The organism is Oxalicibacterium faecigallinarum (assembly GCF_014635705.1).
Lineage (GTDB): Bacteria > Pseudomonadota > Gammaproteobacteria > Burkholderiales > Burkholderiaceae_D > Oxalicibacterium > Oxalicibacterium faecigallinarum.
The window spans coordinates 911,538-925,879 of sequence record NZ_BMDI01000001.1 but is presented as its reverse complement, the minus strand read 5'-3'; the positions used below and the strand labels follow the sequence as shown (position 1 = coordinate 925,879).

The window sequence follows — 14,342 nt, the reverse complement described above, 5'->3', positions numbered from 1 at the left end:
ATTTTCGCTATTGCCGAGCTTGATGAGGCACATGCCTGCGACGAGTGTAAGTGTCGGCTCATTTGCTGTCAATATTTATCTTATGTCTTATATAAGACATATTAATTTTCATAATTTTCTGGACGGTATGGCGGGTTCTGTGTTGAAATCCCTCATCATGAGCTCTGCCCATACTTCATTGCCGTCCGGACAACCCATCACTGCCAATGGCAGTGGTGCGCCGACGTTCAGTCCGCTGTATCAGCAGATCAAGAAGCTGATTCTGCAAGGCCTGCAATCGAATGAGTGGCGTCCTGGCGAAATGATTCCAAGCGAAATGGAGCTCGCTGGTCGTTATGGTGTAAGTCAGGGTACGGTGCGTAAAGCGATTGACGAGCTTGCCGCTGAAAATCTTGTGGTGCGTCGGCAGGGGAAGGGAACGTTTGTTGCCAGTCATCTTGAGGCACGATCGCAGTTCCGCTTTCTTCGCCTCAAACCGAACGTCGGCGCGGCGCACTATCCGGATAACACGATTATTGAAGCGCGGCGATTGCGTGCGCCGGCCGATATTGCGCGTCAACTGGAAATCAAGACAGGCGATTCGGTAATCTTCATGCTGCGCATGCAGTCGTTTGATGGTGTGCCGACGATTCTTGAAGAGCTGTGGCTGTCGGGAGCCATATTCAAAGGTTTGTCGGTGGAGCGTATGCTGGCGTACAAGGGGCCAATGTACGCGTTGCTGGAAACGGAGTTTGGTACGCAGATGTTGCGTGCCACGGAAAGCATTCGCGCCGTCGCGGCGGATGAGCGTGTGGCCGCATTGCTCGGGTTGCCGCTGAACACGCCGTTATTAAGTGTCAATCGCGTGTCCTATACCTATGGCGATAAAGCGGTGGAAGTGCGACGCTCTTTGTATGTCACGAACGATCATTACTATCACAATGATTTGAGTTGAGGTATCCACTCGCGCGAGCAGATCGATGAAAAGAGGAGGTGGTCGATGAAAATTATTAACGCGGGTTGGTGTGTCGCATCAAAATCGGTCAAAATATGTGGTTACAATCCTATGCGAAAGCCACGCCATGTCTGAATCAAGCAAAGCCGGCAAACCGCAGTTCCGCAATATCGGGCTGACAGACCTCGTACGTTATCGCCTGCCATTGGCGGGCATCCTCTCGATTTTGCACCGTATCAGCGGTGCAATCATCTTCCTGCTGCTGCCTTTTATCCTCTTCTTGCTGGATAAAAGTCTCCTGTCTGAAATTTCATTCGAACACTTCAGAGGCATTGCCGCGCATTGGTTCGTCAAGCTGATCATTCTGTTATTGGTATGGGCCTATCTTCATCATTTCTGCGCCGGTATCCGTCATTTGCTGATGGATATGCACATGGGGGTCGACAAGCAAGCTGCACGTAAGTCTGCTGTGATTGTCTTTGCAGTCAGTCTGCCTTTGGCTGGATTGATTGCACTCAAACTGTTCGGAGTTTTCTGATGGCGAAAGACAATATCGGACCGCATCGCCTTGTGGTCGGTGCGCATTATGGATTCAAGGACTGGCTTGCGCAGCGCATTACCGCCATTGTGATGGCGGTTTACACCATCGTTTTGCTGGTTGCCTTTTTAGGTGCCAGTGAAATCAGTTATGAAGGCTGGGCCGGACTCTTTGCGCAGCAATGGTTCAAGCTGCTGACCTTTGTCACCTTGCTTTCCCTGTTTTATCACGCCTGGGTTGGTGTGCGTGATATCTGGATGGATTACATCAAGCCCGTATCCCTACGCCTCGCATTGCAGGTTGCCACCATCTTGTGGCTGGTCGCTTGTGCCGGATGGTCGGCGCAGATTCTTTGGAGAGCGTAACTTGGCTGCAATCAAAACATCGATTCCGACCCGTCACTTTGACGCGGTGATCGTCGGTGCCGGCGGCTCCGGCATGCGTGCATCTTTGCAACTGGCGGAGGCTGGACTGAATGTCGCCGTCCTGTCCAAGGTTTTCCCGACACGCTCGCATACGGTTGCTGCGCAGGGTGGTATCGGTGCATCGCTGGGCAACATGGCGGAAGATAACTGGTACTGGCACATGTTCGATACCGTCAAAGGATCGGATTATCTGGGCGATCAGGATGCGATCGAATTCATGTGTCGTGAAGCACCAAAAGTTGTGTACGAGCTCGAGCATTTCGGCCTGCCGTTCGATCGCAATCTTGACGGAACGATTTATCAACGTCCTTTCGGTGGGCATACGGCAAACTTTGGTGAGAAGCCAGTGCAGCGCGCGTGCGCGGCGGCAGATCGTACCGGACATGCCTTGCTGCATACGCTGTACCAGCGCAACATGCGCGCCAGAACGCATTTCTATGTCGAATGGATGGCCATCGATCTGATGCGCGATGCAGAAGGCGATGTCATTGGTGTCGTGGCGCTGGAAATGGAAACCGGTAATGTCATGATGCTGGAAGCGAAGACGACCCTGTTTGCCACCGGCGGCGCTGGTCGTATCTGGGCAGCATCGACCAATGCCTTCATCAATACCGGTGACGGCATCGGTATGGCAGCGCGTGCAGGATTGCCGCTGGAGGATATGGAGTTCTGGCAATTTCACCCGACGGGTGTGGCTGGTGCAGGTGTGCTGATTACCGAAGGTGTGCGTGGTGAAGGCGGCATTCTGGTGAACAGCCAGGGCGAACGTTTCATGGAACGTTATGCGCCGACCCTCAAGGATCTGGCGCCGCGGGACTTTGTTTCGCGCTCCATGGATCAGGAAATCAAGGAGGGGCGGGGCGTCGGCCCGAACAAGGATCATGTGATGCTGGACTTGCGTCATATCGGTGCTGACACGATTCGCAAACGCCTGCCTTCGATTCTGGAGATTGCGCACAAATTTGCCAACGTTGATGCAACCCGTGAACCGATTCCGGTGGTGCCGACCATTCACTATCAGATGGGCGGTATTCCAACCAATATCCACGGCCAGGTGGTCGAACCGCGCAATGGCAACCCGAACCATGTGGTCAACGGGCTGTATGCAATCGGTGAATGTGCGTGCGTTTCCGTTCATGGTGCCAATCGCCTGGGGACCAATTCCTTGCTCGATCTGATCGTGTTCGGTCGTGCGGCAGGGAATCACATTGTAGGCAGCAATCTGCGCAAACGTCAGCACAAGCCATTGCCAGCGGATGCGGCAGACATGGCATTGTCGCGTTTGTCTCGGCTGGAAAGCAGCACGGGAAGCGAGCGCGTGCAGGATGTCGCCAATGCAATCCGATCGACGATGCAGCATCACTGCGGTGTGTTCCGGACAGACGAATTGCTGCAAGGTGGCGTCAAGAAAATCATGGAGCTTGATGAACGCCGCAAGCACGTCTCGTACAAGGATAAATCGCGTGTCTTCAATACCGCACGTATTGAAGCGCTGGAACTCGATAATCTGATCGAGACCGCCAAGGCAACCATTATTTCGGCGGCGGCGCGCAAGGAATCGCGTGGTGCACACGCCCATCGCGACTATGAAAAGCGCGATGATGACAACTGGATGAAACACACCCTGTATTACTCGGAGGGTAATCGTCTCGACTACAAACCGGTCGTGACCCAGCCGCTGACGGTGGACACATTCAAGCCGAAACCACGTACTTTCTAAAGGTCAGAACATGGCACGTACGCTCAGACTTCAGATCTATCGCTATGACCCTGACAAGGACGCCAAACCGTACATGCAGGATGTGACGGTGGAATTGCAGGATCATGACAAAATGCTGCTCGACGCCTTGCAACGCATCAAGGCATCGGTTGATGACTCGCTCGCGCTGCGACGCTCCTGCCGCGAGGGTGTGTGCGGTTCCGATGCGATGAACATCAACGGCAAGAACGGATTGGCCTGTACGACCAATCTCAACGAGTTGACCGAACCGATCGTTTTGCGCCCGTTGCCGGGTTTGCCGGTGATCCGTGATCTGATCGTCGACATGACGCAGTTCTTCAAACAATACGATTCGATCAAACCTTATCTGATTAACGATACAATTCCGCCTGAGAAGGAACGCTTGCAGTCGCCGGCAGAGCGGGAAGAGCTGGATGGTCTGTACGAATGTATACTGTGCGCATGCTGCTCGACATCCTGTCCATCGTTCTGGTGGAACCCGGACAAGTTCGTCGGACCGGCGGGGTTGCTGCAGGCATATCGATTCATTGCCGACAGCCGTGATCATGCGACGGGTGCGCGACTCGATAATCTGGAAGATCCTTATCGATTGTTCCGCTGCCATACGATCATGAATTGTGTGGATGTCTGCCCGAAAGGACTGAATCCAACCAAGGCAATTGGCAAAATCAAGGAACTGATGGTCCGACGTACTGTATAGTCGCGACCTTTCTGCATGTGAACAGGAGCGACGATGTCAGTGTCTCACCAAGCCGATCCTGTGAAACGCGCGCGACTGCGCTGGCGCGGTCGCCGTGGCCTGCTGGAAAACGACCTGATCGTTACACGTTTTCTCGATGCATTCGAGGAAACGCTGAGCGATGAGGAAGTCGAGGCATTTTCCATCTTGATGGAATTGCCGGACAACGATTTACTGAATCTGCTGCTTGCACGTAACGAACCGGAAGAATCTCTCGATCTGCCGCACGTGCATGCACTGCTGGAAAAAATGCGTGCGGCATGACACCGACCGCATTTTGATTTTGTGATTTCCTTGAAATCGACCCTTGTTACTAGAAGGAAGAGCTATGCCACAAGCACAATCTGACACCAAAGCCACGCTGTCGTTTTCCGACGGCTCGCCATCGGTGGAGCTGCCGATCTACAAGGGAAGTCTGGGGCCGGATGTCATCGATATCCGCAAGCTTTACGGTAGCACCGGCAAATTCAGTTATGACCCGGGCTTCATGTCCACGGCGTCTTGCGATTCCACGATCACCTACATCGATGGTGATAAGGGCGAACTGCTGTACCGCGGTTATCCGATCGAGCAACTGGCCATGAACAATGATTTCATGGACATCAGTCATCTGCTGCTCAAGGGCGATCTACCGAACGAATCACAGAAAAACGATTTTGTCGGCACCGTCAAGAAGCACACGATGCTGCACGAACAGATGCAGTTTTTCTTCCGCGGTTTCCGTCGCGATGCGCATCCGATGTCGGTGCTGGTTGGTACGGTGGGTGCTCTCGCTTCGTTCTATCACGATGCGCTGGATATCAGCGATGTGCACCATCGTGAGTTGTCGGCGATTCGTCTGATCGCAAAAATGCCGACCCTGGTCGCGATGTCTTACAAGTATTCGGTTGGTCATCCATTTGTTTATCCGCGTAATGATTTGTCGTACACGGCAAACTTCATGCACATGATGTTCTCGACACCAGCCGAACAATATCGCATCAATGATGTGCTGGTTCGTGCACTGGATCGCATTTTGTTACTGCACGCAGATCATGAACAAAACGCCTCAACATCGACCGTGCGTCTGGCAGGTTCGTCTGGCGCCAATCCATTTGGCTGTATTGCGGCGGGGATTGCTTGCCTGTGGGGACCGGCGCACGGTGGTGCGAACGAAGCAGCTTTGAACATGCTGCGCGAAATCGGCACGGTTGAACGGATCCCGGAATACCTGGAAAAGGCCAAGGACAAGAACTCCGGATTCAAACTGATGGGTTTTGGTCACCGCGTTTATAAAAACTTCGATCCACGTGCCAAACTGATGCGCGAAACCTGCTACGAGGTGCTGGAAGAGCTTGGCTTGAAAAACGATCCGTTGTTCAAGCTTGCAATGGAGCTTGAGCGCATTGCGCTGGAAGACGAATACTTTGTGTCGCGTCGTCTCTATCCAAACGTCGATTTCTATTCGGGTATTGTGCAATCTGCGCTGGGCATTCCGGTTCAGTTGTTCACGGGCATCTTTGCCATGGCGCGTACCGTTGGCTGGGTTGCTCAGTGGAACGAAATGATTTCCGATCCTGAGCAAAAAATCGGTCGTCCACGTCAGTTGTACATTGGCGAACAACACCGCGACGTCTCGAAATAAATGTAATTGATGACAAAGTAAGGGTGGTGTCAGGCACGCTGCCCGATTTGCAGTTAAGCTTTTGTAATCGTAACAAGCAAGAAATATGTAATTAGTCCTTCCCCACAACTTGATGTGCAATCCGCTAACCGGTCAGGCCGTGCCGCGGAAGGTTGAATAACCCGCTAATCTCGCGAAACGCGAAGAAAGGTGAGCAACAGATGATGCAGCAGTCGATCTCCAATTCTTATCTGTTTGGAGGGAATGCTCCGTACGTTGAAGAACTGTACGAGGCTTATCTCGACAATCCGGGCTCCGTGCCCGACAACTGGCGTGCCTATTTCGACGCCATGCAACACATTCCCGCCGTTGATGGTTCAGCGCGCCCTGACGTGGCGCATGCATCCGTTATCGCCTCTTTTGCGGAACGTGCCAAGCACGGACCGATCCGTACTGTCACTGCAGCGGCCGATCCAGAAATGGAGCGCAAGCGCGTGGCGGTCGCACAGCTGATTGCCGCCTATCGTGTGCTGGGCAACAACTGGGCCAATCTTGATCCTTTGCAGCGGCAGGAACGTCCATCGATTCCGCAACTGGAACCGACTTACTATGGTTTTACCGATGCGGACATGGATATCGTGTTCAATATCAGCAATACCTATTTCGGTACCGAAAATGCGTCGCTGCGCGATCTGTTGAATGCACTGCGTGATACGTATTGCCGCTCGATCGGGCCGGAGTTCATGTACATCAGTGATCCGAAGCCAAAGCTATGGCTGCAGGAAAAATTCGAATCGATTCGCTCGCAACCTGTGTTCAGCATCGAAAAGAAAAAACACATCCTTGAGCGTCTGACGGCCGCCGAAGGTCTCGAACGCTATTTGCATACCAAATACGTTGGACAAAAACGTTTCTCGCTGGAAGGTAGTGAAAGCTTTATCGCTGCCCTGGATGAAGTGATTCAGCGTGGGGGCGAAAAAGGCGTACAGGAAATCGTGATCGGCATGGCCCATCGTGGTCGCCTCAACGTGCTGGTCAATATTCTCGGCAAGACCCCGCAGGAACTGTTTGCTGAATTTGAGGGACGTCATGGCGACGATCTGCCATCGGGTGACGTCAAGTATCACCAGGGCTTTTCATCGGATATCAGCACGCCGGGTGGGCCGGTTCACATTTCGCTCGCCTTCAATCCATCTCACCTCGAGATTGTGAATCCCGTGGTTGAAGGATCGGTGCGCGCACGTATCGAGCGTCGTGGTCAGAATGATCCGTCGCAGCAGGTGCTGCCGGTCCTGATCCATGGTGACGCGGCGTTTGCTGGTCAGGGCGTCGTGATGGAAACGTTGAATCTGGCACAGACGCGTGGTTATGGTACTGGCGGTACGGTCCATATCATCATCAATAACCAGATTGGTTTTACCACGTCGGATCCGCGGGATTCGCGTTCCACGCTGTACTGCTCGGACGTGGCAAAAATGATTGAGGCGCCCGTGTTGCACGTCAACGGCGACGATCCTGAAGCCGTCGTTCTTGCCGCACAGATTGCACTGGATTACCGTCTCGAATTCCGCAAGGACATCGTGGTCGACATCATCTGTTATCGCAAACTCGGCCATAACGAACAGGATACGCCGGCGCTGACGCAGCCGTTGATGTACAAACGCATCGCCCAGCTGCCGGGAACGCGCAAGTTGTATGCCGACAAGCTGCTGGCACAAGGTGCGATTTCGGATGAGGGTGGCGAAGATCTGGTCAAGGCTTATCGCGAGGCTATGGATGCCGGCAAGCACACGATTGATCCTGTCATCTCCAACTTCAAGAGCAAGTATGCGGTCGACTGGCTGCCATTCCTGAATCGTAAATGGACGGATGCGGCGGATACTGCCGTTCCGATCACGGAGCTCAAGCGCTTGTCCGAACGTGTCGTGACCTTGCCGGAAAACTTCAAGGTTCACCCTCTGGTAGAGAAGGTGCTGGAAGATCGCCGTGCCATGGGCAAGGGTGAGATGAATCTCGATTGGGGCATGGCTGAACATTTGGCGTATGCCTCGCTGGTCAGTTCCGGTTACGCCGTTCGTCTGACCGGACAGGATTCCGGTCGCGGCACGTTCGTGCACCGTCATGCGATTCTGCATGATCAAAATCGCGAGCGTTGGGACGCCGGTACCTATTGCCCGTTGCAGAACGTATCGGACCAACAGGCGTGGTTCCGTGTGATCGATTCCGTGTTGTCGGAAGAAGCGGTGCTGGCTTTCGAGTACGGTTATTCGACGGCTGAACCCAATACGTTGGTGATCTGGGAGGCGCAGTTCGGTGATTTCGTCAACGGTGCACAGGTTGTGATCGACCAGTTCATTAGTTCCGGTGAAGTGAAGTGGGGGCGTGTTTCCGGTCTCGTCATGATGCTGCCGCATGGTTACGAAGGTCAGGGGCCGGAGCACTCTTCGGCACGTCCCGAGCGTTTCCTGCAACTGTGTGCGGACAACAATATGCAAGTGGTGCAGCCGACGACTGCAGCGCAGATTTTTCACTTGCTGCGTCGCCAGATGATTCGCTTGTTCCGTAAGCCGCTGGTTATCCTGACGCCGAAATCGCTGCTGCGTAACAAGGATGCTGGTTCGCCCTTGTCTGAATTGGCAAAAGGCTCGTTCCAGACTGTGATCGGTGAGATCGATGAAAAAGTCGACCCGAAAAAAGTCAAACGCATCATCGCGTGTTCCGGTCGTGTTTATTACGATCTGGTGGCCGCACGCAAAGAGCGTAACCAGTACGACGTTGCGATCATTCGAGTCGAGCAGCTTTATCCATTCCCGCACAAATCGTTTGCGGCCGAATTGCGCAAGTTCCCGAACGTGACCGAGATGGTGTGGGCACAGGACGAGCCCCAAAATCAGGGTGCATGGTTCCAGATTCAGCACAACATTCTGGAAAACATGGCGGAAGGACAGAAGCTGGCCTATGCCGGTCGTCCTGCCAGCGCGTCGCCTGCTGTCGGTTATTACGACAAACATTACGCACAACAGAAAGCATTGATTGAAGCGGCTTTTACCAAGCTGAAAGGCTTTGTACAAACCAAATAAAGACCCTGCAGCAAGCTGGATGCCGGCTTGCTGCATGAACAACCCGAAACGGAGAGTTACATGGCAATTTTAGAGGTGAAAGTTCCGCAGTTGTCGGAATCGGTGGCAGAAGCGACGCTTTTGCAGTGGCATAAAAAAGTCGGCGAGGCAGTTGCTCGCGATGAGAATCTGATCGACATCGAAACGGACAAGGTTGTGCTGGAATTGCCAGCACCGGCTGCGGGCGTAATCAAGCAGCTTCTCAAGGAAGACAGCGCGACGGTAACCGCGGGCGAAGTCATTGCCCTGATTGATACCGAAGGCTCGCCAGCAGAAAAATCCGCGGCGCCTGCCGAGAAGAAAGATGAACCTGCCGCCAAACCGGCCGAGGAGCCGGTTTCTTCGCGTCCGATCGAAGCGAAGTCGTCTGCCGGCGTCGCCATGCCAGCAGCCGCCAAAATGCTGTCGGAGAACAATCTGTCGGCCGGCGACGTGCAGGGCTCGGGCAAGGATGGCCGCGTGACCAAAGGTGACGTAATCAATCAGCTGGAGAAAAAACCTGCAGCGTCTGCGGAAGCGGCCGCGCCGGCAGCAAAACCAAGCCTGCCGCAAGTGCCAGTGCCGGTTAACCCGGCGTTGTTGAATCGTCCGGAAGAACGTGTGCCCATGAGTCGTCTGCGCGCACGGGTCGCGGAACGCTTGTTGCAATCGCAGCAAAGTAACGCGATTCTGACAACCTTCAATGAAGTCAACATGCAGCCCGTTATCGACTTGCGTAGCAAGTATCGCGACAAGTTCGAGAAGGAACATGGGGTCAAGCTGGGCTTCATGTCGTTCTTCGTCAAGGCTGCCGTCGCTGCCTTGAAGAAGTATCCGATCATCAATGCATCAGTCGATGGCAATGACATCGTGTATCACGGTTATTTTGATATTGGTATCGCCGTTGGTTCGCCGCGTGGCTTGGTCGTGCCGATTTTGCGTGATGCCGACCAGATGTCGATCGCAGAGATCGAGAAGAAAATCGGTGAATTCGGTGCCAAGGCGAAGGATGGCAAATTGACTCTGGACGACCTGACCGGCGGTACATTCTCGATTTCCAATGGCGGCATCTTCGGCTCCATGTTGTCGACGCCGATCATCAATCCGCCACAGTCTGCAATCCTCGGTATTCATGCCACCAAGGATCGTGCGGTTGTGGAGAATGGTCAGATCGTGATTCGCCCGATGAACTACCTCGCATTGTCTTACGACCATCGCATTATTGATGGCCGCGAAGCGGTGCTTGGATTGGTAGCGATGAAAGAGGCGCTTGAAGATCCTGCACGTCTGCTGCTCGATCTCTGATAACGATAAGAGACGCCTTTTGATGAGGCGTCTCGTTCAGGAGTCTAGGTATGTCAAAGAATTTTGATGTCGTTGTGATCGGTGCAGGGCCAGGCGGCTACGTGGCTGCCATTCGCGCCGCGCAACTCGGTTTGTCTGTTGCATGCATCGACGATTGGAAGAACGAGAAAGGTGGCCCCGCGCCCGGCGGCACGTGTACCAACGTCGGCTGTATTCCCTCAAAAGCATTGCTGCAATCTTCGGAGTATTTCGATCATGCCGGTCACGCGTTTGCTGATCATGGCATCGAGATGAAATCGCTATCGCTGAATCTGAAAGCCATGCTGGCACGTAAGAACACGGTGGTGAAACAGAATAACGATGGCATTCTGTATTTGTTCAAAAAGAACAAGGTTACGTTTTTTCACGGTCGTGGCGCATTTGCAAAGCCGGAAGGAGAGGGACACACGGTCCGCATTACGGGTGCGACGGAAGAAACGGTCATTGCCAGGCACGTGATCATCGCCACCGGGTCGGTGCCACGTGCCCTGCCGGACACACCGTTTGATGAAAAACTCGTGTTGTCGAACACCGGGGCGTTGGCGATGTCGGAGGTACCGAAGCGCTTGGGTATCATCGGCGCTGGCGTCATCGGACTGGAAATGGGGAGTGTCTGGCGGCGTCTCGGTGCCGAAGTCAAAATCCTTGAGGCATTACCTGCGTTGCTGGGTGCCGCGGACACGCAGGTGGCTACAGAGGCAGGCAAGCTGTTTGCCAAACAGGGGCTGGATATCGAGCTCGGTGTAAAGATCGGTGCCATCACAGTAGGTAAACAAGATGTCACCATTCATTACTCGGATAGCAAGGGAACAACACAGAAAGCGCAGTTTGATCGCCTGATCGTGTCAATTGGTCGTGTACCGAATACAAATGGCTTGAATACCCAAGAAGTTGGCTTGAAGCTGGATGACCGTGGGTTCATCGCAGTCGATGATCACTGCAAAACAAACCTTCCTAATGTGTGGGCTGTGGGGGATGTCGTACGCGGTCCGATGCTTGCACATAAATCCGAGGAAGAGGGCGTTGCGGTAGCTGAACGTATTGCCGGACAGCATGGTCACGTGAACTTCAACACCATTCCATGGGTCATTTATACTTCTCCCGAGATTGCATGGGTTGGCAAAACCGAGCAGCAGTTGAAAGAAGCGAAGGTTGAGTATAAAACCGGTACATTCCCTTTTCTTGCCAATGGTCGTGCACGGGCACTGGGCGATACGACGGGCTTCGTGAAATTTATCGCAGATGCCAGATCGGATGAAATTCTTGGTGTGCATATCATTGGTCCGACTGCATCCGAGCTGATTTCGGAAGCAGTGGTGGCGATGGAATTCCGCGCATCCTCAGAAGATATTGCACGTATTTGTCATGCACATCCTTCGTTGTCAGAAGCCGTCAAGGAAGCGGCGCTGGCGGTGGATAAGCGGGCTTTAAATTTTTAGGAGTCATTCATGTGGCGCTACGCCGGATTGGTTTTTTCCTTCCTGTTGATCGGTTGTGCAAGTACAGGCCCGAATAACGGTCAGGTATATATTGCATCTGCCGAAAACGGCCAGGAATTCGGTGGCGCTAGCTGTACGGTGTTGAATAATGCGCAAAGCTGGAACATCGTCACCCCAACGACATTATCGATTGGTCGTGCAAGCGGCGAGCTACGGGTCGTCTGCAATCGGGCAGGTTATCGGACTTCGGAAGTGCGTTTGCCGCCAATTAGTGGCGGTTCGGGATCCAATGTCGGTGTCGGTCTGGGAGGCGGCACGGGTGCTGTCGGCTTGGGCTTGGGATTTCGCGTACCGATCAGCTCCAGCGGCGGTTATTACCCGTCGCGCGTCATTGTCAACATGAACAGACTGTAAGGCCGCGCGTGTGAAACAAATGGGCGAGCAATGTCTCGCCCGTTTTTTTGCCTGTTGCATCGCAAGCCAAGCGCAGATTTGCGAAATAGAAAAGAATACTTGGAGGAGTCGATGGCCATGAATGTGGCTGAGTTTTACGAGCATGCCTTGTCCGAACGTGGTTTTACCGCTGACGATGCACAACGGCGTGCGGTTCAACGTCTGCAGCAAGCCTACGATGAATGGGTGGCGTTCAACGCCAGGCGTCAAAATGTATTGATGCGCATACTGCGTGATCCGCCGGTCCCACGTGGTTTGTATATGTGGGGCGGCGTCGGGCGCGGAAAATCATTTCTGATGGACAGTTTTTACTCTGTCGTCCCGCTGGAAAAGAAGACGCGCGTGCATTTCCATGAATTCATGCGTAGCGTGCATCGTCAACTCGATGAGTTGAAGAATATTGCGGATCCACTGGAAGAAGTTGCCAAACGCGTGGCGAAAAAATATCGTCTGATCTGCTTTGACGAATTTCATGTGACGGACATTGCTGATGCGATGATTCTCTATAACCTGCTCAAGGCCCTGTTCGCACATGGCGTTTCCTTTGTGGTCACGTCCAATTTCGAACCGGACACCTTGTATCCGGATGGCTTGCATCGAGATCGCGTGTTGCCGGCAATCGCCTTGCTCAAGGAAAAGCTCGACATCATGAATGTCGATGGTGGTCTGGATTATCGAAAGCGCGCATTGAGTCAGGTAGAGGCGTATCATGCGCCACTCGATGAAAGGGCATCATCTGCCTTGCTTGCTGCGTTTATGCGCATCGCAGAGGTAGCGGACGAAGAGCCGGTGATCAATATTGAAGGTCGCGAAGTACGTGCCGTGCGTCGTGCCGGCGGTGTAATATGGTTTGATTTCCAGACCTTATGCGGCGGCCCACGTTCCCAGAACGACTATCTGGAGCTGGCGACACGCTTTCATACGCTGATTCTGTCGGATGTTCCCGCGATCTCGGCATCGATGTCTTCGGAGGCACGGCGCTTCATCTGGTTGATTGATGTACTTTACGATCACAAGATCAAGTTGTTGATATCGGCTGCAGTGCCTATGGAAGAGTTGTACACCGTGGGTGCCTTGTCGATGGAGTTTCAGCGTACGCTGTCGCGTCTGATCGAGATGCAGTCAGATGAATACATGGAAGCAGAGCGCCGTCATAGTGGTGTAATTTGATAAGCCGTTATAGGCATATATGGTTGGTGACATGAAATTTTGTTTGAAAAAAGTACTGCTGGTGTCGCTCTTTCTGCCAGTTTCGCAAGGGTGGGCGCAATCCACGGAGGTGGATGCGTCGATTACGTCTTATACGGTGACGGCGGTTGTACAGCGCTATCCGTCGGGTTCAATTCAGTCCGGAGAGACAGCCAATCAGGCTATCAAGGATGTGGGCGAAAGTCGCCAGAAGATCGATGCGCGCTATGCGGCTGAAAAGCAGGCTTGTTATCCCAAATTCTTTACCAATGCCTGTTTGAACAAGGCAAAGGAGAGACATTATGAGAGCCTGCAGGCGGTGCGTCCGATCGAGCTGGAAGCCAATTCCTACATTCGTCATGCGCGTGTCAGTGAGCGCGATCAGCGCCTGGAAGAAAGTGCCAAGGCACGTGAAGCACGGGCAAAAGGCAATACTAGCGTCCCGGTTCCGCAAATCAACGATATGCCTCGCGAATCCGGTTTGTCGGATGCGCAGCGTGCGGCACGTGCACAGGATGTCGCGGACAGAAATGCCGAACGTGCGGAACGTGAGCGTCAGCGCAGGGCCGCTGAGGAAAGCAACGCCAAGCAGCGCGCACAGAATGTGGAACGCTACGAAGAAAAGGTCCGAGAGTCGGAAGAGCGTCAGAAGGAAGTGGCACGTCGCAAGGCGGAGCGGGCGGCAGAGCAGCCTGTCAAATGACAATCAGACATGTGTGTTGCGTTTGGCAACAGTAATGCACCGTTTTAGTACCGATTCTTTGGTGAATAACAACGGCACGAGAAGCTAAACGGAAATTTAACTTTTTTATTTTTATCCGGTTATAATCAGCTATCGTG

Annotated in this window: 13 protein-coding genes; all 13 read left to right on the top strand. The window is 53.4% G+C overall.

The genetic code is table 11. The features are described 5' to 3' along the window. The first annotated feature begins 157 nt into the window (after window positions 1-157). The 13 genes from IEV29_RS04450 to IEV29_RS04390 all read left to right on the top strand — a co-directional run bounded on the left by IEV29_RS04450 (window position 158) and on the right by IEV29_RS04390 (window position 14,205). A complete protein-coding gene (locus IEV29_RS04450; RefSeq protein ID WP_229726231.1) occupies window positions 158-934 on the top strand; it encodes a GntR family transcriptional regulator in 777 nt (258 codons plus the stop codon). Window positions 935-1,061: 127 nt separating this feature from the next. Next, window positions 1,062-1,472: a succinate dehydrogenase, cytochrome b556 subunit gene (gene sdhC, locus IEV29_RS04445; RefSeq protein WP_188380037.1), complete on the top strand. Its 411-nt coding sequence runs from the start codon at window positions 1,062-1,064 to the stop codon at window positions 1,470-1,472. Continuing rightward, a complete protein-coding gene (gene sdhD / locus IEV29_RS04440; protein ID WP_188380036.1) occupies window positions 1,472-1,837 on the top strand; it encodes a succinate dehydrogenase, hydrophobic membrane anchor protein in 366 nt (121 codons plus the stop codon). Before sdhC ends, sdhD begins: the two co-directional genes overlap by 1 nt. 1 nt (window position 1,838) lies before the next feature. After that, complete coding sequence (sdhA, locus tag IEV29_RS04435) at window positions 1,839-3,617, top strand: succinate dehydrogenase flavoprotein subunit (protein ID WP_188380035.1); 1,779 nt, start codon at window positions 1,839-1,841, stop codon at window positions 3,615-3,617. A gap of 10 nt (window positions 3,618-3,627) precedes the next feature. After that, on the top strand, window positions 3,628-4,338 hold the full coding sequence (locus IEV29_RS04430; protein WP_188380034.1) for a succinate dehydrogenase iron-sulfur subunit: 711 nt from the start codon (window positions 3,628-3,630) through the stop codon (window positions 4,336-4,338). 33 nt (window positions 4,339-4,371) lie between these two features. Further along, window positions 4,372-4,641 (top strand): succinate dehydrogenase assembly factor 2, encoded by a 270-nt coding sequence (locus IEV29_RS04425; RefSeq protein WP_188380033.1) that lies wholly within the window; start codon window positions 4,372-4,374, stop codon window positions 4,639-4,641. Between the two features lie 64 nt (window positions 4,642-4,705). Then, window positions 4,706-6,001: a citrate synthase gene (gltA, locus tag IEV29_RS04420; protein WP_188380032.1), complete on the top strand. Its 1,296-nt coding sequence runs from the start codon at window positions 4,706-4,708 to the stop codon at window positions 5,999-6,001. A gap of 200 nt (window positions 6,002-6,201) precedes the next feature. Further along, the gene (locus IEV29_RS04415) at window positions 6,202-9,060 is read left to right on the top strand and encodes a 2-oxoglutarate dehydrogenase E1 component (RefSeq protein ID WP_188380031.1); all 2,859 of its coding nucleotides are present in this window, start codon (window positions 6,202-6,204) and stop codon (window positions 9,058-9,060) included. 60 nt (window positions 9,061-9,120) lie between these two features. Beyond that, complete coding sequence (odhB, locus tag IEV29_RS04410) at window positions 9,121-10,383, top strand: 2-oxoglutarate dehydrogenase complex dihydrolipoyllysine-residue succinyltransferase (RefSeq protein ID WP_188380030.1); 1,263 nt, start codon at window positions 9,121-9,123, stop codon at window positions 10,381-10,383. 50 nt (window positions 10,384-10,433) lie between these two features. Beyond that, window positions 10,434-11,861: a dihydrolipoyl dehydrogenase gene (gene lpdA, locus IEV29_RS04405; protein WP_188380029.1), complete on the top strand. Its 1,428-nt coding sequence runs from the start codon at window positions 10,434-10,436 to the stop codon at window positions 11,859-11,861. A gap of 9 nt (window positions 11,862-11,870) precedes the next feature. Further along, window positions 11,871-12,275 (top strand): hypothetical protein, encoded by a 405-nt coding sequence (locus IEV29_RS04400; RefSeq protein ID WP_188380028.1) that lies wholly within the window; start codon window positions 11,871-11,873, stop codon window positions 12,273-12,275. Between the two features lie 117 nt (window positions 12,276-12,392). Further along, window positions 12,393-13,484 carry a cell division protein ZapE gene (gene zapE / locus IEV29_RS04395; protein WP_188381072.1) on the top strand — a complete coding sequence of 364 codons (1,092 nt, stop codon included), beginning with the start codon at window positions 12,393-12,395 and terminating at the stop codon, window positions 13,482-13,484. 43 nt (window positions 13,485-13,527) lie between these two features. Continuing rightward, window positions 13,528-14,205: a hypothetical protein gene (locus IEV29_RS04390; protein WP_229726230.1), complete on the top strand. Its 678-nt coding sequence runs from the start codon at window positions 13,528-13,530 to the stop codon at window positions 14,203-14,205. The last annotated feature ends 137 nt before the right edge of the window (window positions 14,206-14,342 follow it).

Coding starts and splice junctions, on each gene's coding strand:
- IEV29_RS04415 (WP_188380031.1), top strand. CDS start 6,202: ATGATGCAGCAGTCGATCTCCAATTCTTATCTGTTTGGAGGGAATGCT.
- odhB (WP_188380030.1), top strand. CDS start 9,121: ATGGCAATTTTAGAGGTGAAAGTTCCGCAGTTGTCGGAATCGGTGGCA.
- IEV29_RS04425 (WP_188380033.1), top strand. CDS start 4,372: ATGTCAGTGTCTCACCAAGCCGATCCTGTGAAACGCGCGCGACTGCGC.
- lpdA (WP_188380029.1), top strand. CDS start 10,434: ATGTCAAAGAATTTTGATGTCGTTGTGATCGGTGCAGGGCCAGGCGGC.
- zapE (WP_188381072.1), top strand. CDS start 12,393: ATGAATGTGGCTGAGTTTTACGAGCATGCCTTGTCCGAACGTGGTTTT.
- sdhD (WP_188380036.1), top strand. CDS start 1,472: ATGGCGAAAGACAATATCGGACCGCATCGCCTTGTGGTCGGTGCGCAT.
- IEV29_RS04450 (WP_229726231.1), top strand. CDS start 158: ATGAGCTCTGCCCATACTTCATTGCCGTCCGGACAACCCATCACTGCC.
- IEV29_RS04430 (WP_188380034.1), top strand. CDS start 3,628: ATGGCACGTACGCTCAGACTTCAGATCTATCGCTATGACCCTGACAAG.
- gltA (WP_188380032.1), top strand. CDS start 4,706: ATGCCACAAGCACAATCTGACACCAAAGCCACGCTGTCGTTTTCCGAC.
- IEV29_RS04400 (WP_188380028.1), top strand. CDS start 11,871: ATGTGGCGCTACGCCGGATTGGTTTTTTCCTTCCTGTTGATCGGTTGT.
- sdhC (WP_188380037.1), top strand. CDS start 1,062: ATGTCTGAATCAAGCAAAGCCGGCAAACCGCAGTTCCGCAATATCGGG.